Below are 23,695 nucleotides of genomic sequence, written 5' to 3'. Positions count from 1 at the left end.
CCCGGGACAGGCATTGAACGATGAGCTACAATGAACAAGATCAACATTTCCCATAAGGAGCGTGAACGTCATGATTTCGCACTTCAGCTGGAAACCGTTATTCAAAAAAGAGAAACTGCCCGGATGGCGGATTTCATTTTACTGGCAGGGTACGCATTACGAAGGGATTTACCATAAGTCCGGAGACATTGAATGGGGACACACACATCCGGGAAAAGAAGAGCCGGCTCTCGTAAAAGAGCTGCATGAATTAATGCTTTATCACATATATGACTGAAAGCTAAAAGCTCAGCCGCACCAGGCTGGGCTTTTCTTTTTCCTTCCGCTATTTACCACACCGTTTTCCGAATGAGATGCCGTTTGATTCACCATAATACGTAGTACAAAGCGGCAAACAGCATTGGGTGAAGCCGAGCTGGCAATGGTTTTCGTTCCGAAAATCATCGGCTGGTGCAATTCCAGCAAACCCAACCATACTACTTTATAAAGGAGATCATACAAATGGCAAACAACAACTCTTCAAACAACCTAGTAGTACCCGGCGCTGCTCAAGCAATCGACCAAATGAAATACGAAATTGCTTCTGAGTTCGGCGTAAACCTTGGCGGAGAAACAACTTCTCGCGCAAACGGTTCTGTCGGAGGAGAAATCACGAAACGTTTAGTATCTTTCGCACAGCAGAACATGGGCGGCCAAGGCGTACAATAACTCAATAAATGGCTTACAGAAGGCGCGGGATACCGCGTCTTCTTTTATGCCGTCACCCTTTTTTCCTATTCCACATACCCTAGGAAAAAAGGAGGGAAAACATGTCATTCATTGCCTCAGTCAATTGGGAGCTGATTCAGTTCGTAAGTGTCTCTTTGGTCAATGAATATGTTGCCCACCATTTCCCGTTTATTCACAGGTATTCTTTTCCCCGCTGCTTTGAATGATATAATGAGCGGCGAGGAGGTTTTTTACATGAACATCGCTTTACTCGGAGCAACGGGAAGAGTCGGACAGGCTTTTATAAAAGAAGCGCAGAAACATGGACACATGGAGATATTCGCTCTTGTCAGATCAGCCGGAACAGTCCTTCCCATTCCTGAAAAACAAATCATAACAGGGAATGCGAAGCGGCGGGAAGATGTAAGCCGATTGATTTCCACAGCGGACACAGTCGTGAGCTGTCTCGGCACGGACGGTGACGATACCCTTTCAGCCGCTATGACCCATATAATAGACAGCATGAAACGGCATCATGTTCATCGTCTGATTACGATCGGCACCGCGGGTATCCTTCAATCACGGCTTATGCCTGATCAATACCGTTTTGAATCGGCAGAATCAAAACGAAAATCAACAAGAGCCGCAAAGGAACACGCCCGCGTATACGAAATGCTGCTGGCAGAGGATCTTGACTGGACGATCATCTGTCCCACCTACCTTCCTGACGGAGACGCTGCCGGAGTTTACCGGTTCGAACAGGATCGCCTTCCTGAAGACGGCGCTGAAATCACCGTTGGAGACACGGCGCACTTTCTGTACCGTGAGCTGATCAGCCCGCAGTTTGTCAGAAAACGGGTGGGACTGGCTTACTGAATGAAAAAAAGGGCGAATCTTTAGATTCACCCTTTCCGATTACACCGCGGACTTCGCCGTTCCTTTCTGCAATTCATACATTTGGTGGTACTGCCCCTTTTGCGCCATTAATTCGTCATGGCTTCCCTTTTCAATAATGCGGCCCTTTTCCAGCACGAGAATCTGGTCTGCGTGTCTGATCGTGGAAAGCCGATGGGCGATAATAAATGTCGTGCGCCCTTCTTGAACGACTTGCAGCGCTTTTTGAATGACTGCTTCTGTTTCGGTGTCAATGTGCGCCGTCGCCTCATCCAAAATTAAAATGGCCGGATCGAACACAAGCGCTCTTGCAAAAGAAATCAGCTGACGCTGGCCTGAGGACAGTGTGCCGCCTTTTTCGGTGACGGGCTCTCTGATGCCCTTCGGCAAAGATTGCAGAAGACTTGCGGCGCCGACTTGGCGAAGCGCTTCTTCCGCCTGCTCCAAAGAAATACGCTGATCATCGAGTGTCACATTGGAGCCGATCGTGCCCGAGAAAAGATACGGGTCTTGCAGCACAATGCCCATATGCGACCTCAGCTCCTGCCTCGACATGCCGTATATGCTTTTATCGTCCAGCAGGATATCTCCTTTTTGGGCATCATAAAAACGGAACAGAAGATTCAGGATGGAGCTTTTGCCGGACCCCGTATGGCCGACGAGGGCGACCGTCTCCCCTTTTTCAGCTGTAAAGCTGATCTGTTTCAGCACCTCTTCTCCCTTTCGATACCCAAAAGAAACATCGCGGAATTCCACTGTCCCTTCCGCCTTTCTGTCTGCGGGAGCGCCTTCTTCTTCCGTTTCCTCCTCCTGTAAAAGCTCGAATACCCTGGCGGCAGAGACACGGGCCAATTCAAGCTTCGAAAATTGGTTGACAATCCCCGTAACCGGCTGGAACAAACGGTTTAAATAATCAACAAATGCATATAAAACACCGATCGAAACAATTCCGGCCGCACTCAGACTCGCGCCTCCGAAATACCAGATCAGCCCGACAAACGCCAGATTGCGCAACACATTGACAAGACTGTGGGACATGAGGGAATTTAAGGACAGCATTTTGTTCTTATAGCGAAAATGAGCTTCATTCAATTCTTCAAATTCCTTCATCGTTTCCTTTTCGCGGCGGAACGCCTGAATAATCGGCATTCCTTGAATGGACTCGTTCATTTTCGCATTGATGTTACTGTTAATGGAACGGATTTTTTGGTTGAAGACGGATGCGTATTTGCGGTACACAACCGACCAGATCATTAAAATCGGAATAATCAGCAGGCAAACGGCGGCCAGCCTGACGTCAAGCATAAACAGCGCCGTAAAAATGCCGAGCATATAAACGCCGCTTGTGATAAATGTCGACAGCACCGTTACATATAAATCCCTGACCGCTTCTGTGTCATTCGTAATGCGGGCCACGACTTTTCCGGCAGGCAGATTATCAAAGTAGCGGATCGGCATTTTCTGAATGTGTGAAAATACATCCTGCCTCATGCGCTGTATGATCCGGTTCGCTCCCATCTGCAGCAGATAATGCTGACCGTAATGAAAACATACGGAAAACATGAGCAGTCCCGCGTAAATGGCGGTCAGCGTCAGCAATCCTTTTATTTCGGGACGGTAAAATTGAAAAATCTCCTGTCTTGATAACGTAATGGCGGGATATGACCTGCTTTCTTTACCGTTTGATATTGTCAGCCGGCCGTCAGACACCGAACGGTTTCCGTCAAAACTGACGAGACGGTCAACAAAATAGTAGCCCGCACCGACTTGATAAATGTGCGCCTCTCCGGTTTTGTCCGCCCCCGGTTTGAGCCGGTCCTCCCTGACATAATCATGCCCCCGGAACCTGACGGCGCCCGGATCGTCCCTAGAGGCTTTAACCCATGTTTTTTCAATGCCGAGAATATGGTCGTCAATCATTTTTTTTCCGATAAACGGGCCGGTCAGCTCAGTGCCGACCGCAATAATGAGCAGGACGACCGCCCATATCAGCAGCTTCTTATATTGAAGCGCGTAATTCCATAATCTTCTCCCGGTCTTCATGCGCCCGTCCCCCCTTCTTCAAGAGAGGACAGCTGCTGCCTCTCATATTGTTTTCGATACCAGCCGTTCTGCGCCAATAGCTCCCGATGCGTGCCTCTTTCAGACACCCGGCCTTCATCCATGACGAGAATGAGATCTGCGTGTTCAACTGCCGAGAGCCGGTGGGTGGTGATAATCGTTGTTTTATGCCGCCGTTTTTCACGGATGCTGTCAATGATGGCGGCTTCCGTTTTCGCGTCTACGGCAGAAAGCGAATCATCTAATATGAGAATGTCAGGATCGGTCAAAAGCGCTCTCGCAATTGAGATGCGCTGCTTTTGTCCGCCAGAGAGCGCTACGCCCTTCTCGCCGACAAGCGTCTCAAGCCCGTCGGAAAGCATGCCGATATCGTTTTCAAAATGCGCATCTTTCAGCGCGCTGCCGATTTCCTCTTCGTTTGCATCCTGCCGGCCGTAAAGCAGATTCTCTTTTACAGTCTTTGAAAATAAAAAATGATCCTGCGGCACATAGCCGATCCACCCGCGGAGCTCCTCAAGCGGAATCTCCTGAATCGGAACGCCTGTAAACGTGATTGCTCCCGCACCGGGCGGATATTCACGCAACAGCTGCTTAATGATCGTCGTCTTTCCGCTTCCCGTCTTCCCGACGATGCCGAGCGTCTGCCCTTTTTCTACGGAAAAAGATACATCAGAAACCGCCGGTCCCGCTCCGCTCGGATACGTGAAAGTCACTTGTTCAAAAACAAGACGCCCGGGCTCCTTGATGCCGGCGGGGTGCTTGGGTCCTGTCACGTCTGGCTCATAGGAAAGCGTCTCATTGACACGATCCAAGGAGGCATTTCCGCGCTGCATGATATTGATTAATTCTCCGATCGCAAACATCGGCCAGATCATCATTCCGAGGTACACGTTAAACGATACCAGCTCTCCCAGCGTCAGCCGGTTTTGAAAAACGAGATAAGCGCCGTAGCCGAGACCGATGAGATAGCTGAGGCCGACGAGAAGTTTTACAGTCGGTTCAAAAAGTGAATCGATAAACGCCACCTTCATGTTTTTCTCATATACATCCGCCGTCATATCACCGAACCGGCTGACATCATTTTTTTCCTGCACGAAAGCCCGGATGACCCGGACGCCGGATACCGACTCCAGCACCTTGTCATTTAATGATCCGAAAGCATCCTGCGCTTCCGTAAACCGCTCATGGATCTTTTTTCCGTACAGGCTGACCGCAGCCGCCATTATCGGCAGCGGAATAATCGCGGCAAATGTCAGCTTCCAGCTGATGAGAAGCCCCATTGTCAAAAATATCGTCAGCATATACATCGTCGAATCAACGAGCGTTAAGACCCCGAAGCCCGTCGTCATACTGACGGCCTGTAAGTCATTTGTCCCCCGCGCCATTAAATCGCCCGTTCTGTATTTCTCGTAAAACGGCGGTGACATTTGAAGAAGCCTTTCCATCAGCTTTGAACGGAGAATCTTCTCCATGACATTCGCCCCGCCGAAAAGCTGATACATCCAAAAATAAGACAGTAAATAGACGGCTGCCGTTAATGCGAGAAAAACACATATGTAAAACAGCATCCCGCTTTTTGTAAACACGCCCGCCTTCATATCGTCTATCGCGTTACCGAGAAGTTTAGGCGGAAACATTTCAATGACATTCACAATCAATAACAGAACAATCGCTGTCGTATAGCGCAGCCAATAGGCTTTAAAAAACCATGCGAGCTTTTTTAATACAGTAAACAAATACCGTCATCCCCTTTCATCAATCAGCCGCCCTCAAGCTTTTCCGGATTGTTTTTCATTGTTTTCGCTAATACCGCCACATGCATCACACCTGTCTTTCTTTCATTTTTTTGTATAAAAAAAGACATGAAGCCTCAGCTCCATGCCTCTTATTATTATAAATAAGGTACAGACCCGCCGTTTATGCGCGACTGCCCCGTTTTTAAGCAAATGTTCAGAAAACGGAAGCTGTATGGGAGTCACGCCGGTATTCAGCTGAAAATGAGTTGACAAGCTTTAGTTTTGACATGATCCATACCTCCTTTTTCCCTATATTGTTCCTTCATCATATAAACAAATCCTTTTTTTGTCAATGCAGGTTTTACATTTCTGCCATTCGGGTATTGTAAAACAAACCTTTTTTACTGAAAGGATGAGGCCGATGTTTCATGCGGACCGGTTGATAGCAGCTTTTGACGGAAGTGATGATAGTAAAAAAGCGCTCCAAAAAGCCATAGACCTTTCAAAAACATTTCACGCGGATTTAACGGTCGTACATTCCCACAATGCAAAAGATACCCGGACGATTGTTGATCCCCCGAGGCCGGGAGCCGGGGCAACGTATATCGGCGGCGGGATTGCAAGCGTTCCTGACCCGCTCCAGGCGGAAAGAATCTCCCCTGATCCGATGATTTATGAAGACCGTACGGAAGAAATCGTTGCGGAAGCGAGAATGCTGATGAACGACAGCCAGATTGACGGGGATATCGACATTTTAGAAGGTGATCCCGCTGATGCCATTATCGAGCATGCCGACCGTATATCGGCGGATTTGATCGTCATGGGGAGCCGGGACCAGAACAGGCTGAAAAAACTTTTATTCGGAAGCGTCAGTGAAAAACTGTCATCGAAATCCGATATTCCCGTGCTGATCGTAAAATAATTCTTTCTGTAAAGCAGCTTAATCAAAAGCTGCTTTTTTTACAGCTCCCGGCTGTTTCTTCTTTTTTTCGGCATCACAAAAAAACTCGCCATGATCAAAAAATCGATGCACAATACGACAGACCAGCCCTTTAACAGCTTGCTGAGCGCTTCGGTGCGGGAAGCGTCCTGAATGAGAAATACCGTTCCGGCTAAAAGAACGCCGCCGATGGCAAACGCTAATACATGTCTCCCCCACCCTTTTGCATAATGTTTGGCATAATCCAGCCCGTACCGCTTGACCGGTCTTGCCCCTTCCTTGACCACATAATAGCGGAACCGCTCATCCGCCCATTGAATCATGCTTTTCCCGAAGGCGACAGACACTCCGATATAAATGGCCGCCACCGCATGCGCCATAGTCGCCGCCGCCCCTCTGTATAAATCAGCTGCGGCCGCCAGAAACAGTACGGCATCCAATAAAGGAATGAGAGCGAAAAAAAACATTCCGAGCTTTTGCCGCCTGAATATATAGCGCGCCGCCAATCCGAAGATGACAGCCGCCCAAAAAGCAGCCTCACAAATGACAATCAACCAAGCAATCGCGTTCAATCCGGTTCCCCCTTATCGTTTTCTAAAATGCATTGTATCACTGCTTTTTATTTAATACAACTGTATTACAAAATTGCAAGAAAAAATATTTCCTGTTACACTGGAACCATGCCTAAAATAATCGATCATGAAAAAAGAAGAAAACAAATAGCCGAAGCCACTTGGCGGACGATTTTGGAGCGGGGAATGGAAGGAGCGACAGTGAGAAACATCGCCCAGGAAGCGGGTCTTTCTTTAGGCGCGCTGAGGCACTATTTCACCACCCAGGATGAGCTTTTAGGGTATGCGATGACACTCGTAAAAGAAAAAGCGGCCGCCAGAATTAACGAAGTTGCCATGAAAGATCTGCCGCCGAAAGAAAAAGCGGTGCGTCTGATGCTTGAAATCATCCCGACAGATGAAGAAACGATGGCTGAAATGGAGGTATGGTTCGCTTTCACAGCTTATGCCAGACATAAGGGAGAAGAGTTTCAACCCCAGCAGGACGGGATCTTGGCATATATCCGCGGTCTGATTGACTGGCTGGATGAAAATAAGCTTCTGAAACCGAATCTTGATAAAGAGATCGAAGCGGAGAAAATGTACGCCATCGCCGACGGATTGGCGCTGCATGCCATGCTTGAACCTGAGCGTCTTTCAAAAGAGAAGATCTCCCGTGTGCTCGTTCAGCATATCGAATCTCTTTTTATCTGACTGAAGTAAAAAGGCCGGATGTGTTCCGGCCTTTTTTCAGCTTATGACTGAACGCCGAGCTCTTGCTGAATGTGCGACTGAAAAGCCTCCTGAATCGTTTTGGCTACAGGTCCCGGCGCTCCGCTTCCGACCGGTTTCCCGTCAAGGGTTACGATCGGGATTAATTCAGCCGTCGTTGACGAGATGAAAATTTCATCCGCATCCCTGAGTTCGTCTTCGGTAAGAGCCTTCTCCCGCACCTCAATCCCGTTTTCTTTCATCAGCTCTAACAGTTTCATCCGCGTAATGCCGTTTAAAATCAGCTCATTTGCAGGATGCGTCCGGACAGTGCCGTTTATGACGGCGTATACATTGGAAGAGGTTCCTTCCGTGACCGCTCCGTCCCTTATCAGCACCGCTTCATAAGCGCCTGCTTCATAGGCTTTTTGTTTAATCATCACATTATACAGTAAATTCAGACTCTTAATGTCACACCTCAGCCAGCGTTTGTCTTCCGCCGTTATGGCCTGCGCTCCGGCTTTTTGTTCATTTTCCGGTTTTTTCACTGAAAAGGTGTATGCCGTCGTCTGCGGTTCCAATCCTTCGTCATACTGGTGCTTCCGCGGCGCCTTCCCTCTCGTCGTCTGTATATAGACCCCGCCGTCAATGAGTTTGTTTTCCTGTACGAGCTTTTGCAGATCCCATTCTATGTCCTCTGCGGAGAACGGCAGGGTGATGCCGATTTCTGCGGCGCTTCTGAAAAGACGGACGATATGCTCACGCAGACCGAATAAGGCACCGTTATACACTCTGATGACCTCATACACACCGTCACCGAATTGATATCCGCGGTCCTCAATATCAACTGCCGCTTCTTCACGATCAATCAACTGGCCGTTTACTAATGTCTTCATGTAAACCCTCCTCATCGTTATCTGCCGTGATGTGCATTCTCAGCTGTTATTGTCAACTATTCTATCATACTGAACGAGCCGGCTGCGGAGTTTATTTTTTTCTTAAAATCTTATTATTCGACATCTTTTCTATGTCTTTTCCAGTTTTGTTCCTGTATACTTGATTCGACATACATATGCTGTTAACTTATGGCACTTCGCAAGCCTCCGCTGTTATCGGCATTATGCAGAAACTTATGCTACTGGAGAGATTGTTATGCGCAACACAAAAGAAGGTGCTTCCCCTTCTCTGTTTTCATTGGCTTTTAAACTTACGAGTTTAGCAGTTTTGTGCGGACTGCTTCTGGTAATCGTCATAATGGGATATTCCGCTTCCGCCGCAAAAAACAAACAGGTCACCGTGACCGCAAACGGGCAGCTTCGGGATGAAGCAGAAAGCCTGCGGCTGAAAAATGATTCTCCCGACGTCTTAATGAAACATTTGCAGAGAGAGCGTGACCCAGGGAAAAAAACGGTATATTTAACCTTCGACGACGGGCCGTCTCCATATACTGAACAGCTGTTGAATGTATTGAAGGCAAATGGCGCAAAGGCCACTTTTTTTATGCTTGAACCGCGGATGAAAGCCTATAAGCATTCCGTGCAAAGAGCGAAGCAGGAAGGAATCGCGCTCGGCCTGCACGGCGTGACGCACGATAATCACCTGTTTTATCAAACACCGACATCACCGCTGAACGAAATGCAGCAGGGACGCGATACACTCGAGGCAATCACCGGAGTAAAAACGGATCTTGTCCGCACGCCTTACGGCAGTAAACCGTCATTGACGGATGCCCAAATTAAGAATCTCGAAAAAGACGGATTCGTGTACTGGGACTGGACGATAGACAGTGAAGACTGGAAGTACAAAAACGCACGGTACGTGCCGGAAGTATTGAATCAGCTCGCATATTTGGAAAGCGTTCATACGAGCAGGCCGCATGTCATTTTAATGCACGATCTGCCTGCGACGGTGCACGCTTTGCCGAGCCTGATTCAAAAACTGAAAGCCCAGGGCTACTCCTTTGATGTTCTGACGGATCAAATGATTCCCGTCCATGAATAAGAAAAGCCGGATCTGTATATGATCCGGCTTTTTTTATGTCGCGGCGCTGATCCGTTTTGCAAATTCACCGATCTTCTCATGGATGACAAGATCAAATAAATGGTCGCAATATGTCGGCTCAAGGTTAATGATCACCTGCTTCAAACCGGGAATCCGTCCCGCATCCTCAGGGACAAACCTTGCCGGCGCCACTTCAAGCGAAGTGCCGATCACAAGAAGAAGATCAGCTTTATCAAGCTTTTCATAAAGGGTTTCAAAATGCTGAACGAGATCGCCGAACAGCACGACATCCGTTTTTAATACGGTGCCGCATACCGCATGATCACCGATTTCCGCCGTACATTCCGGCACTTCGTCCTTCAGCAGATGAGAAAGCCCGTAGCGCGCTCCGCAGCGGGGGCATGCGGCGGTCTGAATTGAACCGTGAAGCTCATAGACACTGCTGCTTCCCGCTTTCTTATGCAGCCCGTCAATATTCTGCGTGAAAATGTCTACCTGCTTTCCCCGCTTTTCAAGATCCGCCAAATACGTATGGCCGGCATTCGGCTCATAGCTTCCGCTCATTTTCATCTGAAAGAGCTGTTTGAATTTAGGCCAGAATTCACGCGGACGGCGTTCAAAGGATTCCCTGCTCATCGCTTCCATTCTGGAGGTGTCTTCGGTCCATATACCGCCCGCCGAACGAAAATCAGGAATGCCGGATTCCGTGCTCATTCCCGCTCCCGTCAGCACCACGATACGTTCCGCCTGATTGATCAATGTCATAAACGCTTCCACTCTTCCACCGCCTTTTCTTTTTATCATATCATGAAAAAAGAACGGCGCCTGTTATGCCCGTTCTTTTTCTCCGGAATGATCCTTCACATGAACCGGATCATCGTGGCTTTTCTGTTTTACGAATACATTCTGGCCCGGATAGGCGAATTCCACGCCTTCCTCAGCAAAAATATCAATAATCCGGCGGTTGATATCCTGCCGCACGTCCAGGCTTTCCGCCCAGACGATGGTCTTTGTGTAAAAGTTGAAAAACAGATTGTAATAGCTGTCCGCAAACACGTCAAAGTTAACCATAATCGTATCATCATGCACGCCTTCATGTTCACGAAGCATTTCTCTGAGCCTTGTGATGCACCGCTCTAAACGATCAATCGGCGTCGCATAAGAAACACGAACGGAAAACGTGACCTGGCGCTTCGTCATCCTCGTCCAGTTTGTGATGGCTTCCATGGACAGCGTTGAATTGGGCACGGTAACAAGCGCCCCCTGCGCCGTGCGGAACCTTGTGCTTCGGAATGTGATATCTTCAACGCCCCCCGTTACAGATGACGTCTCGACCCAGTCGCCGATCGTAAACGGCTTTTCCGTAATGATGATAATGCCGCCGAAAAAATTGCTGATCGTATCTTTAGCCGCAAGCGCGAAGGCCAATCCGCCAAGTCCGAGTCCGGCCACGAACCCGTTTACATCATAATTGAATTCCTGCGCGATCACACTGACGCTGAGCGCGAGAATGACAAAGCGCAGCACCTTGGATAAAAACGGCGCCAAAATGTCATCCATATCAAGCTCAAAGCGCTGATTGACTTTATGAAATAAAAACGAAGACGCCGATGTCAGATTGCAAAGCCCCCAGGCGATCAGCGCAACGATCAGAGAGCGGTACAATTTTTTGACAATGTCCATCTGCCCGTCTAAAAACGGCGAATACTCAATCGCCAAAAACAGACCCAGCGCCACGAAAAACCATCTGGCCGGCTTGTCAAACGCTACGGCAATCTGTTTGAATATGTCGGTTTTCGGCTTGTTTGCCAATTTGTAAATGAGCTGAAAAAAGTATTTGACAAACAGTTTTCTCAAAACGAGAAAAGCCGCTAAAATTCCGATGCTGATACTGATCTGCGAAATATGGTCAAGCGTAAAAAAGCTCTGAAATTGTGTCATCATGGCATATGCTCCTTTGTTTTGTCGAAAATCTATTATACTAAAACATTCGGACATCAGCTTTTTTTAATGTCTTTAGGCAGCCTGAAAAACCCCGGCATCAGAGTACAGCCGGGGTTTTCACACATTCGTTCATCTTTCAGCCAGATACAACAGGGTCAGGCACTATTTCTTCTTTGATTGTGTCTGTTTCAGGAGAGTCGCTTTTTGGATTTCAGCATCGGTTTCGGCCTTAATTCTTTCTTCCACTTTCAATCTCCCTTTTCCCATGATCTCGCCTCCTTTTTGCCATTATAAATCATCACTGCGGATTGTAAACCGAAAAAAGCACTATCTTTATTCCAATAAAATACTGTTTCGCACATTCACCAGTTTGAATCGCTGAGCATATACGAATCTGATATAATAACAGAAATGCCCATGAGGGGAGCTGACAAGCTTGTATACCATCGCTCATCGCGGCGCATCCGGTTACGCGCCCGAAAATACATTTGCGGCATTTGATATCGCTGCCGAAATGAACGCTGATTTCATTGAGCTTGACGTCCAGCTCACAAAAGACGGCCAGATTGTCGTCATCCATGATGACAAAGTCGACCGGACGACGGACGGCTCCGGTTTTGTAAAAGATTTTACGCTGAAGAAGCTGCAGTCTCTGGACGCCGGCAGCTGGTATGGGGCTGAGTTTAAAGGGGAGCGGATTCCCCTGCTCGAAGAGGTCTTGAAGCGTTATCATTCTGAAATCGGTTTTTTAATTGAACTGAAAGGGCACGTTTCTCAAGTCGGTCTTGAAAAAGCAGTCGGCCAGCTGTTAAGCAGGTTTTCCTTTTCCATCCGCCCTATCGTTCAATCATTCAGCCTCAAGTCAATTCAGACCTTTCACGACATGTATCCGTCCGTTCCGACTGCAATAATTGCAAGACCCAGCTTCGGGATGTTTTCCAAAAGCCAGCTGGCCGCCTACAAATCAGCCGTAAATTATGTCAATATTAAATATACCCGTCTGAATCGGTTCTTGATTTCCACCGCTCACAGACACGGCCTGAAAGTATTTGCCTGGACGGTCAGAAATCAAAAGACGGCCGAAAAACTGCAAATGATGGCAGTAGACGGCATTGTAACTGATTTTCCGGATTTTATTTCTAAGGATGGCTGATATGAAACAATACATCGCAATTTTTATCGGAGGCGCGCTTGGCGCATTGCTCCGCTTTGAAATGAGCGCGCACATTCACAGCGGTTCTTTCCCGGCGGCCACTTTCCTCGAAAACGCGGCGGGAAGCCTTTTACTCGGTCTTATTACGGGTTATTTCATCATTCGGGCTAAACGCCCTCTTTTGACCGCCTTTTTAGGAACCGGTTTTTGCGGAGGTTTCACGACGATGTCAACCTTCGCAAAAGAAACCATTTTTCTGCTGCAATCGTCTCCCGCAGCGGCTTTTTGTTATGCTGCCGCGACTTTATTCGCTGGTCTTGCCCTTGCATACGCCGGCATTTTTTTGGGACGGCGGATTGCCCTTCACGCAGCGGGAAGGGGGCATGATACACCATGACGATTGTCCTGATGCTTATCGCAGCGGGTATCGGAGCGGTATTACGTTCTCTTTTGGGTAAAACAATTTCAGAAAGAACAAAAGGTTTTCCGATGCCGCTTGGAATGGCTGCGGTCAACCTGCTCGGCTCCTTCGGCCTCGGCATGTTCACCGGCCTGGGCCTGGATAATCCTTCTGCCGGCATCATCATCGCGACCGGCTTTTTCGGTGCGTTTACGACCTTTTCCACGTTCAGTATTGAAGCCGTGCAGCTGATGATGAACTACCGCATAAAGGAAAGCCTGCTCTACATCGCTGTTTCAGCAGCCGGAAGCCTTTTGGCGTTCTGGTGCGGCTTTGTTATGATATCCATTTAAAAAAACCTTGAGCTTATTTTTCGCTCAAGGTTGCGTTATGAAGCATGACCGTTTCAGGCACGGGCAGCTGGCGGTTTATTGTTCCCTGACCGCCCGGGCGGCCCTGTTCTTCTTTGAGTTCAAGCTGTTTAATAAACCGGCCGTCCATTTCTACTATGAGGGCAGTGTATCCCCCGATTTGTATCGACTCACCCGCACAGATGTCAATATTCCGTTTCAGCACAAGACCGCCGATCGTGTCGACTTCCTCTTCAATCCCTGCGCCGAGAAGATGATTCACCTGATCGATCCGAACCTTTCCGTCCAGCACATAATGGCGTTCGGACAGCTTTTGAATCTGCGGCTGTTCGTCCTCATCAAATTCGTCTCTGATATCGCCGACGATTTCTTCAAGTATGTCTTCGGTCGTCACAAGACCGGACGTTCCGCCGTATTCATCAGACAATATCGCCAAATGAATCCGTTCTCTCTGCATTTTTATCAGCAGGTCGTGTATCGGGATCGTCTCGATGACTTCAATCACCGGGCGGATGTAAGACGTGATGGATACTTCCGCTTTTTCATCTTCTGTCATAAACAGCAGATCTGAAAAGAGATGCTTCGTATTGATCATGCCGATGACACTGTCTTTGTCCCCGTCCGTTACGGGCCAGCGCGTATATTTGTCTTTCAGCATCATATCAAGCATTTCCGGAACGTCCATATCAGTGGAAACAGCCGCAATTTCTTTTCGCGGGATCATGATTTCCTTGGCGATCCGATTATCAAAATCAAAAATTTTATTCACAAATGTATATTCAGACGGATTGATTTCTCCGTTTTTTAAACTTTCTGACAGCAGGATCCGCAGCTCTTCTTCAGAGTGGGAGCCTTCATGCTCAGATGCCGGCTTTAATCCGGCCAAACCGGTCAGAATTCTCGCGGAGCCGTTCAGCACCCAAATAAACGGGAACATGAATACGTAAAATAACCGAAGCGGTCCGGCAATCCATAACGTCAGCTTTTCCGCTTTTTGAATCGCAACCGTTTTAGGCGCAAGCTCACCGACGACGACATGTAGAAACGTAATCAGCCCGTACGCCGCAGCAAAAGCAATCACATGCTCAGCAGAATCCGGCAGCCCCATGCCCTGAAACACAGGATGAAGCATCCGCTCAAATGCAGGCTCTCCCAGTACGCCGAGCCCGATGGATGTGAGTGTAATGCCAAGCTGCGAGGCGGATAAATACTCATCAAGATCCGTAATGATACGCTTTGCGAGCACCGCCCGTCTGTTCCCTTCTGAAATGAGCTGATCGATTCTGGATCTTCTCACTCTGACGATCGCAAATTCACTCGCCACGAAAAATGCCGTTAACGTAATGAGCACACCGATTAAAATCAAACTGTCAATATCGTCCATTTCACCTTATCCCGAATTGAAGGATAAGGACGTCACCTCCTGATTTCATCGTTTTTTCTTAAGCGAGAGGAACGAAATGGTTGATTGACTACACAGAGGGCCCCATCCTGCCACCTCCTAAGTCAAAGCATGATTGTCATTTGTATAGTTTATTGTATCACAACTCCATTCTTTCATCATTTTCAGATTTTTATGATATAAAAAACAGCCTTCAAAAAGAAGGCTGCCGTTATCTGCTTCGGAAATGATTTTCTAAACAAAGCGCCGTATTAATCCCCCCGAATCCCATGCTTAAGCTTAACGCATGGTGTACGGTATGGGCGCTCGGCCCGTCGGTCACCCACTGAAATGAATCGTCAATCGGCTCCGTTAAGTTTCGGATCGGATGAAGCTTGTTTTCCCGCATTTGCAAGAGAGCAGCAATGATTTCCACCGTTCCGGCCGCACTCAGACCGTGTCCGGTAATCGATTTTGTCGCATTAATCCGCGCGTGCGACAGGCCGCTTTCAGAAAGCGCCCGGCATTCAGTCTTATCACCGATCGGCGAACCGGTGCCGTGCGGGTTGATGTAATCGATCTCTTTTGCTGAAAGACCGGCCCGCTCCAGCGCCTGGCGGATCACCGTCATTTCGCCCTCTGCTGAAGGATTCGGGTTGCGGTTCGCATCAGAAGCCATCCCCCAGCCCTTTAAGCCGGCCCACGATCGTGCGCCCCTCTGTTCGGCAGATTCAGCGCGTTCCAGCACAATCGCCCCGCACGCCTCTCCGAATATAAACCCGTCCGTATGCCGGTCAAACGGGCGGCAGGCGGCTTCAGGCCGTTCAGCGTATGTATCAGTGCCCATCGCTCCCAAAGAACGGAGAGCATGACACTCCATGTACGACAGATCGGCCAGCGCCCCGATCACGATGCACCGGTCAAACAGGCCGCCTTTGATTCCTTGAGCAGCCTGAATAACCGCCGCCTGGCCGCTGGCCGACGCGCCGCCGACCGTAAAGGCCGGCCCTTTTATCCCGAATTGCTCCGTACAAAGCCCCGACAAATCACTATCCATAAAAGAAAGCCCGTATGTCGGATTTACAAATTGCGGCGTTTCACCGTTTTTCTCAAAGGCCTGCAGCAATTCGCGCTGCGTCATATTCGAGCCGCCGATAATCAGACCGGTGCGGCTGTGGTCAGCGCCGTCTAATTGAGCGTCATGCCACGCTTCATATAAAGCGATAAGCGCCGTCTTTCCCGATAATGCGGCCCTTCGGTACAAGCGCTTCGACAGCGCGTCCGGCGGCGTTAATTCGCTAAGCTCCGCGCCGATAAACGAACTGCCTTTCTGCCGGCCGGGCCGTTTCATCACATCAAAGGCGTGCCGCCCCTCCATAAGCGCATCGAGAAACGCCTCCTTGCCTTGTCCGACCGCGGCTAAGACTCCGATTCCTGTAATGCTGATGTCTGACGTGCCATTATTAGTCCTCGACATTTGTCCGTTCTCCCATCTTTATGTATTGGAAGCTATGAAGAAAAATCTTGATACAGTGCTTTGAAAATATCGCGTGACTGTCTGATCTGTTCTGAAGGCACGCTGAAAGATAATCGGAAATAGCCGCTTTTTCCAAATCCGCTGCCGGGTACGATCAATAGTTTGTATTTCTGTGCGGCATGCATGCAGAATGCCACCTCGTCTTCAATCGGTGATTTCGGAAAGACGAAAAAGCCTCCTTTCGGCATTTCAAATTCGAAACCGGCTTCTGTGAGGATGTCCACCATAAGGTCTCTCCGCTTTCTGTAAGGTTCAGCGTCAATCGAAAGATCATCCATTTTCGCCACGGCACGCTGCATCATGACCGGAGCGTTCACAAAGCCGAGCGTCCGGTTACAGAAAACGAACGCATCCGTCAGAAGATCGCCCTCAGGCATTTGGGCGTCTGCCGCGATATACCCGAGCCTTTCCCCCGCAATGCCGAGATCTTTACTGAACGAACTGACTAAAATCACGCGGTGATACGCCTGAAACGGATTCGCCTGCTCTTCTCCGTAGATCAGCTGGCTGTACGGTTCATCAAATAAAATAAATATGCTTTGGCCGTTCCGCTCTTCGGCTTCTTTTAATAAGGCGCCCAATTCGTTAAGGTTTTTCTGGCTGAGCACAGTCCCCGTCGGATTATGCGGCGTATTAACGATCAGTCCTTTCGTACGGGGGGTGATCGCACCTTTAACCGCTTCAATATCAATCTCAAATGAGTCAGTCAGCGGGCAGATGACGGGTCTGCCGCGGTAATTTTCAACATACGCTTTATATTCCGCAAAATAAGGCGAAAGAAGGATGACTTCTTCCTCGGGGTTTAAAATGCTTTTCAGCGCGACATTCAGCGCCCCGCCGGCTCCGACCGTCATGACTGTATGCCTGGCGGAAATTTCTGTCTGAAACCGCTCTGACAAAAAGCGCGCAACCTTTTCTCTCGCCTCCGGAAGCCCCTGGTTTTGTATGTATCCGTGCCGCCCTGTTTCAGCTGCTTCGCAAAGCGCCTTTTTAAATGTTTCAGGCGGCTCCGCAACCGGATTTCCTATTGAAAAGTCAAACACCTTATCGGCGCCGAACTCTTTTTTCAGCCGAGCGCCTTCATCAAATAGTTTGCGTATCCATGACCCTTTCTCCAGATTCTGTGTCACTTCCCGTGATAAACCGGCCACTGTCATCTGTCCCTTCTGTCTTTTTCTTCCGTTTCTATTTACAATGATTATGAAAGATTTACATGGCGCAGTCAACGCTTTTTCAGACAGCCCGCCGCGTCGTTTCAGGAGAAAGACGGAAAACAATAAACTTGTGCAAACTCCCCTTCATATATTAAACTATTCTCATAACTATAACGTGATGGTTGGGGAGGGATTTAGATGGGGCTGAGACTTATCGCATCAGTGAATTAGCAGAGCTTGCCGGTGTAACGAAACGCACGGTGGATTACTACACAAACCTCGGGCTTTTAAAGCCTGACAGGTCTTGTTCGAACTATCGTTACTACGATACACTTGCACTTAATCGGTTAAAGTTTATAGTCGCTTGTAAAAAGCAGCGATTGGCCCTGTCTGATATAAAAGATCGACTGGAGAACCAGTTTCCCTCTTCAGCCCTGCCTGACGATATTGGAAATCTGGCATCGGAAATTGATCACATGAATCAAAACATCTCCGTGATCTTGAATCGGTTTGAAAAGCTTGAACCAGAGGAGCGTGCCCAGCTGAAAAAAAGGCTGGCTCCTGAAAAGCTTGCAGTGCTTCAATCATTTATGCTGCTGTTAAGTTAAACCATTATCTTACTAACAGGAGGTGTTACCTTCATCTTCCCAAAAGAAGTGAAGGTTCTAATTGGACATTGTGAATTTGATTTTAGTCGCGGTTTTAATCGCGCTGACGGCATTTTTCGTAGCATCTGAGTTTGCGATAATCAGAATCAGAGGCTCACGGGTTGACCAGCTTATAGCAGAAGGAAATAAAGCCGCAATCGGTGTCAAAAAAGTGACCACGCATTTAGATGAGTATTTATCGGCGTGCCAGCTCGGCATAACATTGACTTCCATCGGTCTTGGTGTCTTAGGCGAATCAACGATTGAACGCTTGCTTCATCCGCTTTTCACAAAGATAAACGTACCAAGCTCATTATCGCATATTATTTCATTTATTCTCGCCTATGCGATCATTACATTCTTACACGTGGTCGTGGGAGAGTTGGCGCCGAAAACAGTCGCCATCCAGAAAGCGGAAGCCGTTTCAATGCTGTTTTCAAAACCGCTCATTTGGTTTTACCGCATCATGTTCCCGTTTATCTGGCTTCTGAACAACTCCGCCCGTCTTTTAACGAAGACGTTCGGTCTGGAGACGGTGTCTGAAAATGAGCTTGCCCACTCTGAAGAAGAGCTGCGCATCATTTTATCGGAAAGCTATAAAAGCGGTGAAATCAACCAGTCTGAATTTAAATACGTGAACAAAATCTTTGAATTTGACGACAGACTTGCAAAAGAAATCATGATTCCGCGTACGGAAATCGTCAGTCTGCCGCATGATATCAAAATTTCTGAAATGATGGACATCATTCAGATTGAAAAATATACCCGGTACCCTGTCGAAGAGGGTGACAAAGATAATATTATCGGCGTTATTAACATTAAAGAAGTGCTGACCGCCTGCATCAGCGGCGAAGTATCAGTCGACTCGCCGATTACCGATTTTGTCAATCCGATCATCCATGTGATTGAGTCGGCACCGATTCACGATCTGCTTGTAAAAATGCAGAAGGAACGGGTTCATATGGCGATTCTGTCGGATGAATACGGCGGAACCGCGGGGCTTGTCACCGTTGAAGACATTATTGAAGAAATCGTCGGGGAAATCCGTGATGAATTTGATATCGATGAAATCAACGAAATCCGTAAACTCGGCGACGGCCATTACATGCTTGACGGCAAGGTCCTGATTGATCAAGTGAACGAACTCCTCGGCATCCATTTGGAAAATGACGAGGTCGACACTATCGGCGGCTGGTTCCTTACCCAGAAATACGACGTCGAACAATACGACTCGATTATCGAAGAAGGCTGTGAATTTATCATTAATGAAATTGACGGCCACCACGTCGCATATATCGAAGTGAAAAAACTGGCGTTTGATGAACTGCTGGAAACCGCCGAACAAAAAGAAGCATAACAAAAAAGCTTGCGCGTCTGATACAGACGGCAAGCTTTTTTTCATTTACAGTTGTTCAAGTTTTTTCTCAAGCTCTTTAATTCTGGCATTCAGCTCTTCTGTCATGGCCGCAAGCCTCTCCTTCGGCGCAAGATCGGAAAAGTCCTCCAAAAAAATCGGCTCGCCGATGATAAGCCGCATTTTTCCCTTTTTAAACAGCGCTTTTCCCGTAGACGGCCCTTTATATGCGGCCGGAACGAGCGGCGCTTTTCCCATTTGGGCGATGGTCACGGCCCCTCTTTTCAGCGGGACGTCTTCTGATGTTCTCGTACCGCTCGGAAAAATCCCGACAATCTTTCCTTCCTTCAGAAGCTTAATCGGCGTTTTAATGCTGCTCGGGCCCGGATTTTCACGGTCAACCGGGAACGCGTGAATTTTCTTCAAAAAACGTCCGATCCACTTTTTCTGAAACAGCTCTTTTTTCGCCATATAATGAATCTGATGTGGCAATATCCCGACACCGAGCGTGAGGACGTCCACCCAGCCCGCATGCGTGCACGCGATAACGAATCCTTTATCAGACGGAAGATTCTCTTTATTGTACACTTTCACTCCTCCGCGCAGGGATAGAATGCATTTGATGGCATTTGCACAAAACTTATACATAACGCACTTCCTTTGTTGTAATGATCAAAAGTGTTCTCTCTCTCTATTATAACAATATTTTTTATTACCTGGTACTAATAATTATATTTTTCCTCCGCCGATCTCTATCTTTTATGACGGATTTTGGGTACTATAGAGAAATGGTGTTTGATGAGGTGAAAATGAATTTAAGCCGTTTGCATGGAACGTGCAACTTTAAACCTTTCTTATGCGTGTATAACATAGAGGGGAGAAAAGGCAGTGACGATCGATGAAATTTACCAAATGTATATGAATGATGTTTACCGGTTCCTGCTCTCCATGACAAAAGACAAGCATCTCGCTGAAGATTTGCTGCAGGAAACCTTTATGAGGGCATACATACACATTCACTCCTACGACCACAGCAAAGTAAAGCCATGGCTTTTTCAAGTGGCGAGAAATGCGTTTATAGATTATGTCAGAAAACATAAAAAGGAAGTGACCATTTCCGATGACTTAATTGGGAGCCTTTTTCAGACGGCTGTTCAAAGCCCGGCTCATCAGATTGAAATCAAGGAAGTGCTGACAGGGTATATGTCCGAACTTCCCGACAATTATCGGGAGGCCTTAACACTGTATTATTTAAAAGAACTGAATTACAAAGAAGCATCCCATATTATGAATATTTCAGAGGCTAATTTTAAAAGTGTTTTATTTCGTGCCAGACAGCGGCTGAAAGCACTTTATAATAGAGGTGTTAATGATGAATGAAGAATTTAAAAAGCGTTTTTACCAATACAAAAATGGAGAAATGAGCGACCGGGAAATGGCCGCCTTTGAAGAAGAGCTGGAAAAGCTGGAAGTCTATCAGGAGTTGATTGAAAGCGAAATGCAGGACGACCGGGAATGGGACGTCGGCATCAGCCCGGAAAAACAGAAGGCCATTTTATCATACGGAAAACGCAAATCGTATTTGCGGATTTCAGTTCTCGCCGTCATCTCCACTTTGATGATTTTGCCGCTTTGCACATTAGGAAGCTACCTCTATTACGGTCTGGGAGGAAAAGAAAGCACCGGCAATCAATTAATGGAGACCGCGGCAGTGACGGTGGCGACCACAATGCCGAACGTCCTCGTCGATACCTCCGGACTGAAAAGCCAGGTGAAGCTGTTTGGAATGAATACGGAATTTCCGCTGCAAAAGCAGATTGGCACAAAAACGAAATCCGTCGGCGGAGAACGGATTGAAATGTTTTTAGATACGGTCAAATCGCCTGCCGTTAACTACTATGATCTAGACGCGGCACAGGCAAAGCATTATTTCGCCCATCCTTCCGGCTTAAAGGGACGCACGATTGAAAAAGCCGGACAGACATTAAAAAAATTGCCTGAAGGAAGCGTGGCGGAGGTCTATCTTTCTTATGACCGAGCCTACCCTTCTTCTCAAGTATATTCGACTTTTAAAAAATACGATGTGAAGTTTTTATGGAACGCGGTCGAAACGGAGAAAAATCTGAAAGACAGTCCTTATGCCGAGCCGTTAGGATTTCCCGGGAAAGATTCCAAGATGGTGTCCTCTTTCGAAACGCAAGGACAGACAGACCGTGAACAATTTATCAATGCCCTTGAATTTATGTCCAGCCATAAAAAATGGGCGCATGCAATATCGAAACGAAAAGACATGAATCTTGGCAGCCGAATCGACTATGTTGAACATCACGGAATGAACGTATACGGCTCTGTCGTGACGGGGCCGACAAAAGAAATCGAACGTCTGCTGAAAAACAAAACAGTAAAAGCAGCAAACATCGGTGAGGTGGAATTATGGAATTGGTAAGAATTTTTAAAGAGCATAATGTTTTCGGCTGGATATCAGTCGGTACCGCGATTTTGTCGCTGCTGCTTTTGAACGTGGCAATCATCAGCAATGTGACTTTCTATTCTTATCAGATGCTGCCGTTTGCGATGGCCGCCGTGCCGTTCGGCATCATTGAGCTGTTTATTAAAAAAGGACGGACGGGCCCGGGACTGCTCGGTGTCATTCTCAATCTGTTCGTCATTGTCTGTGTATATACGATCGTTGCGGTTGATACGAATCTGCAATTCGGTTTTTAAACGTAAAAACAGGCCCTTTTACGGGGGCCTGTTTTTTTAAAATGAAAGAACGCCGATTAAATGCAGCAATACGACGATGATAGCCAGCGGCACGAGATATTTCAGAAGGAAATACCACAGCTGAAAGAAACGATAGCCGATGGCGGAACCGCTTTTCATCTCGGCAAACAGCTCCTGCTTCGGTATTTTCAGCGGGACGAAGATTGATATTAATAAAGCGCCGAGCGGAATCAGCACATTGCTGACGGTGAAATCCGCAAGATCAAAAAACGTTTTTCCGAACAAATGAACATCACCGAGAACACCGTATGATAAACAGGACGGAATTCCGACTAAGAAAATGAGCAGACCGCTTGTCCACGACAGCTTCTTTCTTTTCGTTTCATCACCTTTCCCGACAGTCGCCACGATAATTTCCACCATCGAAAAGGCCGAAGTCAGCGCGGCGAAGAAAAAGACCGCCAGAAAGCTGATAAAAAACAGCGAGCCGAACGGCAGCCGGTCAAACACAGCCGGCAGTACGGTAAACAGCAGTGTAGGCCCTTCATCCGGTTTAAAGCCGAACGAAAAAACCGCCGGAAAAATGGCCAGTCCCGCAAACAGCGTGACGAGCACATTCATCATAACAATGGAACCCGCCGATCCCGGAAGGTTTTGGGTTTTCGGCAGATACGAACTGTATGTCACCATGACCGAAACGCCGAGCGTTAATGTGAAAAACGCCTGTCCTAAAGCATATAGGATGGATTCCGGCGTCAAATCTTCAAAGTGCGGAACCAATAAAAATCTAATCCCCTCAACGGCATGATCGAGCGTGACTGATCGCAGCACAAGCAATAGAAACAGCACGAATAAAATCGGCATCAGCACTGCACTGACACGTTCAATCCCTTTCTGCACGCCTTTTGCGACGACCGCCACCGTCATGATCATAAATACAAGCTGCGCAACGAGAGTCTGGATCGGATTTTCAATGACCGTCCCGAACACCGTTCCGTACTGCTCCTGAGTGAGCCCGGATAAAGAACCCGTAACGGCTTTTAACACATAAAGCAAAATCCACCCGCCGACAACACTGTAAAAAGACAAAACTAAAAAACAGGCCGCCACACCCACATAACCCGTGAGGTGCCATACCGACTTCGGCGCGGCTTGTTTGTAGGCATCAATCGCATTTGTCTGGCTCCGTCTTCCGAAAATAAATTCACCGAGCAAAAGCGGATAGCCTAAAAGCACGGTAAAGAGGACGAATACAAGAAAAAAAGCGCCTCCTCCGTTCGTACCCGCTACGTAAGGGAACTTCCAAATGGCTCCCAGGCCGATCGCCGAACCGGCAGCGGCCATAATAAATCCTATTTTTGAGGCCCATTGAACCCTTTTTTGGTCAGACACGACTTTCCACTTCCCTTCCGCCCTATATTATCCCTT

General features: G+C 47.8%; 27 protein-coding genes. 15 read left to right on the top strand and 12 right to left on the bottom strand.

Annotated features, from left to right (window positions below):
* The first annotated feature begins 61 nt into the window (after positions 1–61).
* The 4 genes from AC1RRX_RS03795 (at position 62) to AC1RRX_RS03780 (ending at position 1,584) form a co-directional block, all read left to right on the top strand.
* Entirely contained in the window at positions 62–277 is a 216-nt protein-coding gene (locus AC1RRX_RS03795) for a YheE family protein (RefSeq protein ID WP_012117190.1), read from the top strand.
* Between the two features lie 224 nt (positions 278–501).
* Positions 502–708, top strand: a complete 207-nt coding sequence (locus AC1RRX_RS03790; protein WP_007409244.1) for an alpha/beta-type small acid-soluble spore protein — start codon at positions 502–504, stop codon at positions 706–708.
* A gap of 101 nt (positions 709–809) precedes the next feature.
* Complete coding sequence (locus AC1RRX_RS03785; RefSeq protein ID WP_007409245.1) at positions 810–935, top strand: hypothetical protein; 126 nt, start codon at positions 810–812, stop codon at positions 933–935.
* Between the two features lie 28 nt (positions 936–963).
* Positions 964–1,584 carry an NAD(P)-dependent oxidoreductase gene (locus AC1RRX_RS03780; protein ID WP_039252156.1) on the top strand — a complete coding sequence of 207 codons (621 nt, stop codon included), beginning with the start codon at positions 964–966 and terminating at the stop codon, positions 1,582–1,584.
* Between the two features lie 39 nt (positions 1,585–1,623).
* On the opposite strand, the gene bmrD is transcribed toward AC1RRX_RS03780, so the two are convergent.
* Both bmrD and bmrC read right to left on the bottom strand, forming a co-directional pair.
* Positions 1,624–3,645 carry a multidrug resistance ABC transporter ATP-binding protein/permease BmrD gene (bmrD, locus tag AC1RRX_RS03775; protein WP_144464094.1) on the bottom strand — a complete coding sequence of 674 codons (2,022 nt, stop codon included), beginning with the start codon at positions 3,643–3,645 and terminating at the stop codon, positions 1,624–1,626.
* Positions 3,642–5,399: a multidrug ABC transporter ATP-binding protein BmrC gene (gene bmrC / locus AC1RRX_RS03770; protein ID WP_144464096.1), complete on the bottom strand. Its 1,758-nt coding sequence runs from the start codon at positions 5,397–5,399 to the stop codon at positions 3,642–3,644. The genes bmrD and bmrC overlap by 4 nt, the downstream gene beginning before the upstream one ends.
* Before the next feature lie 421 nt (positions 5,400–5,820).
* Between bmrC and AC1RRX_RS03765 the strand changes: the two genes are divergently transcribed.
* Entirely contained in the window at positions 5,821–6,321 is a 501-nt protein-coding gene (locus tag AC1RRX_RS03765; RefSeq protein ID WP_007409250.1) for a universal stress protein, read from the top strand.
* A 38-nt stretch (positions 6,322–6,359) separates the two neighbouring features.
* Here the strand turns inward: AC1RRX_RS03765 and AC1RRX_RS03760 are convergent, their stop codons facing one another.
* Positions 6,360–6,911: a hypothetical protein gene (locus tag AC1RRX_RS03760; protein WP_032871085.1), complete on the bottom strand. Its 552-nt coding sequence runs from the start codon at positions 6,909–6,911 to the stop codon at positions 6,360–6,362.
* A gap of 108 nt (positions 6,912–7,019) precedes the next feature.
* Here AC1RRX_RS03760 and AC1RRX_RS03755 point away from each other — a divergent pair, with 108 nt between their 5' ends.
* Positions 7,020–7,604, top strand: a complete 585-nt coding sequence (locus AC1RRX_RS03755) for a TetR/AcrR family transcriptional regulator (protein ID WP_012117186.1) — start codon at positions 7,020–7,022, stop codon at positions 7,602–7,604.
* 41 nt (positions 7,605–7,645) lie between these two features.
* Here AC1RRX_RS03755 and dat read toward each other — a convergent pair whose 3' ends face one another.
* Positions 7,646–8,497: a D-amino-acid transaminase gene (gene dat / locus AC1RRX_RS03750; protein ID WP_014417308.1), complete on the bottom strand. Its 852-nt coding sequence runs from the start codon at positions 8,495–8,497 to the stop codon at positions 7,646–7,648.
* Positions 8,498–8,753: 256 nt separating this feature from the next.
* Between dat and AC1RRX_RS03745 the strand changes: the two genes are divergently transcribed.
* Positions 8,754–9,602, top strand: coding sequence for a polysaccharide deacetylase family protein (locus AC1RRX_RS03745; protein ID WP_020955576.1), 849 nt, complete (start codon positions 8,754–8,756; stop codon positions 9,600–9,602).
* A gap of 33 nt (positions 9,603–9,635) precedes the next feature.
* On the opposite strand, the gene AC1RRX_RS03740 is transcribed toward AC1RRX_RS03745, so the two are convergent.
* The 3 genes from AC1RRX_RS03740 to AC1RRX_RS03730 form a co-directional block, all read right to left on the bottom strand.
* Positions 9,636–10,367, bottom strand: coding sequence for an NAD-dependent protein deacylase (locus tag AC1RRX_RS03740; protein WP_369878810.1), 732 nt, complete (start codon positions 10,365–10,367; stop codon positions 9,636–9,638).
* A 63-nt stretch (positions 10,368–10,430) separates the two neighbouring features.
* Positions 10,431–11,546, bottom strand: coding sequence for a mechanosensitive ion channel family protein (locus AC1RRX_RS03735; protein WP_015239489.1), 1,116 nt, complete (start codon positions 11,544–11,546; stop codon positions 10,431–10,433).
* Positions 11,547–11,708: 162 nt separating this feature from the next.
* Positions 11,709–11,813 (bottom strand): YhdX family protein, encoded by a 105-nt coding sequence (locus AC1RRX_RS03730; RefSeq protein WP_003155299.1) that lies wholly within the window; start codon positions 11,811–11,813, stop codon positions 11,709–11,711.
* A 169-nt stretch (positions 11,814–11,982) separates the two neighbouring features.
* Between AC1RRX_RS03730 and AC1RRX_RS03725 the strand changes: the two genes are divergently transcribed.
* The 3 genes from AC1RRX_RS03725 to crcB are packed head-to-tail and all read left to right on the top strand — an operon-like array spanning position 11,983 to position 13,452.
* A complete protein-coding gene (locus tag AC1RRX_RS03725; RefSeq protein ID WP_015417128.1) occupies positions 11,983–12,699 on the top strand; it encodes a glycerophosphodiester phosphodiesterase in 717 nt (238 codons plus the stop codon).
* 1 nt (position 12,700) lies between these two features.
* Positions 12,701–13,096: a fluoride efflux transporter FluC gene (locus AC1RRX_RS03720; protein ID WP_029325977.1), complete on the top strand. Its 396-nt coding sequence runs from the start codon at positions 12,701–12,703 to the stop codon at positions 13,094–13,096.
* Positions 13,093–13,452: a fluoride efflux transporter CrcB gene (crcB, locus tag AC1RRX_RS03715; RefSeq protein ID WP_144464098.1), complete on the top strand. Its 360-nt coding sequence runs from the start codon at positions 13,093–13,095 to the stop codon at positions 13,450–13,452. Before AC1RRX_RS03720 ends, crcB begins: the two co-directional genes overlap by 4 nt.
* A 13-nt stretch (positions 13,453–13,465) precedes the next feature.
* Here the strand turns inward: crcB and AC1RRX_RS03710 are convergent, their stop codons facing one another.
* The 3 genes from AC1RRX_RS03710 to AC1RRX_RS03700 form a co-directional block, all read right to left on the bottom strand.
* Complete coding sequence (locus tag AC1RRX_RS03710; protein WP_144464100.1) at positions 13,466–14,854, bottom strand: hemolysin family protein; 1,389 nt, start codon at positions 14,852–14,854, stop codon at positions 13,466–13,468.
* 229 nt (positions 14,855–15,083) lie between these two features.
* A complete protein-coding gene (locus AC1RRX_RS03705; RefSeq protein ID WP_144464102.1) occupies positions 15,084–16,328 on the bottom strand; it encodes a beta-ketoacyl synthase N-terminal-like domain-containing protein in 1,245 nt (414 codons plus the stop codon).
* Between the two features lie 32 nt (positions 16,329–16,360).
* Positions 16,361–17,545, bottom strand: coding sequence for a pyridoxal phosphate-dependent aminotransferase (locus AC1RRX_RS03700; RefSeq protein WP_015417125.1), 1,185 nt, complete (start codon positions 17,543–17,545; stop codon positions 16,361–16,363).
* A 179-nt stretch (positions 17,546–17,724) separates the two neighbouring features.
* Here AC1RRX_RS03700 and cueR point away from each other — a divergent pair, with 179 nt between their 5' ends.
* Together cueR and AC1RRX_RS03690 are read left to right on the top strand one after the other, a co-directional pair.
* Positions 17,725–18,150, top strand: coding sequence for a Cu(I)-responsive transcriptional regulator (cueR, locus tag AC1RRX_RS03695; RefSeq protein ID WP_007409263.1), 426 nt, complete (start codon positions 17,725–17,727; stop codon positions 18,148–18,150).
* Between the two features lie 61 nt (positions 18,151–18,211).
* Positions 18,212–19,546: a hemolysin family protein gene (locus AC1RRX_RS03690; RefSeq protein ID WP_003155308.1), complete on the top strand. Its 1,335-nt coding sequence runs from the start codon at positions 18,212–18,214 to the stop codon at positions 19,544–19,546.
* A 45-nt stretch (positions 19,547–19,591) separates the two neighbouring features.
* Here AC1RRX_RS03690 and AC1RRX_RS03685 read toward each other — a convergent pair whose 3' ends face one another.
* Positions 19,592–20,191 carry a lysophospholipid acyltransferase family protein gene (locus AC1RRX_RS03685; protein ID WP_007409265.1) on the bottom strand — a complete coding sequence of 200 codons (600 nt, stop codon included), beginning with the start codon at positions 20,189–20,191 and terminating at the stop codon, positions 19,592–19,594.
* Positions 20,192–20,431: 240 nt separating this feature from the next.
* Between AC1RRX_RS03685 and sigM the strand changes: the two genes are divergently transcribed.
* The 3 genes from sigM to AC1RRX_RS03670 are packed head-to-tail and all read left to right on the top strand — an operon-like array spanning position 20,432 to position 22,267.
* Positions 20,432–20,923 (top strand): RNA polymerase sigma factor SigM, encoded by a 492-nt coding sequence (sigM, locus tag AC1RRX_RS03680; RefSeq protein WP_003155312.1) that lies wholly within the window; start codon positions 20,432–20,434, stop codon positions 20,921–20,923.
* Positions 20,916–21,989 carry an anti-sigma factor gene (locus AC1RRX_RS03675; protein ID WP_040238365.1) on the top strand — a complete coding sequence of 358 codons (1,074 nt, stop codon included), beginning with the start codon at positions 20,916–20,918 and terminating at the stop codon, positions 21,987–21,989. Before sigM ends, AC1RRX_RS03675 begins: the two co-directional genes overlap by 8 nt.
* Positions 21,977–22,267, top strand: a complete 291-nt coding sequence (locus tag AC1RRX_RS03670) for an anti-sigma-M factor (RefSeq protein ID WP_003155315.1) — start codon at positions 21,977–21,979, stop codon at positions 22,265–22,267. Before AC1RRX_RS03675 ends, AC1RRX_RS03670 begins: the two co-directional genes overlap by 13 nt.
* A gap of 36 nt (positions 22,268–22,303) precedes the next feature.
* On the opposite strand, the gene AC1RRX_RS03665 is transcribed toward AC1RRX_RS03670, so the two are convergent.
* Positions 22,304–23,659, bottom strand: a complete 1,356-nt coding sequence (locus AC1RRX_RS03665; protein WP_094032167.1) for a sodium-dependent transporter — start codon at positions 23,657–23,659, stop codon at positions 22,304–22,306.
* Positions 23,660–23,695: the final 36 nt, after the last annotated feature.

It is taken from the genome of Bacillus sp. GW821-FHT11D08, assembly GCF_058808515.1.
The sequence above is the reverse complement of the archived record's forward strand: the minus strand, read 5'-3'. Positions and strand labels throughout refer to the sequence as shown.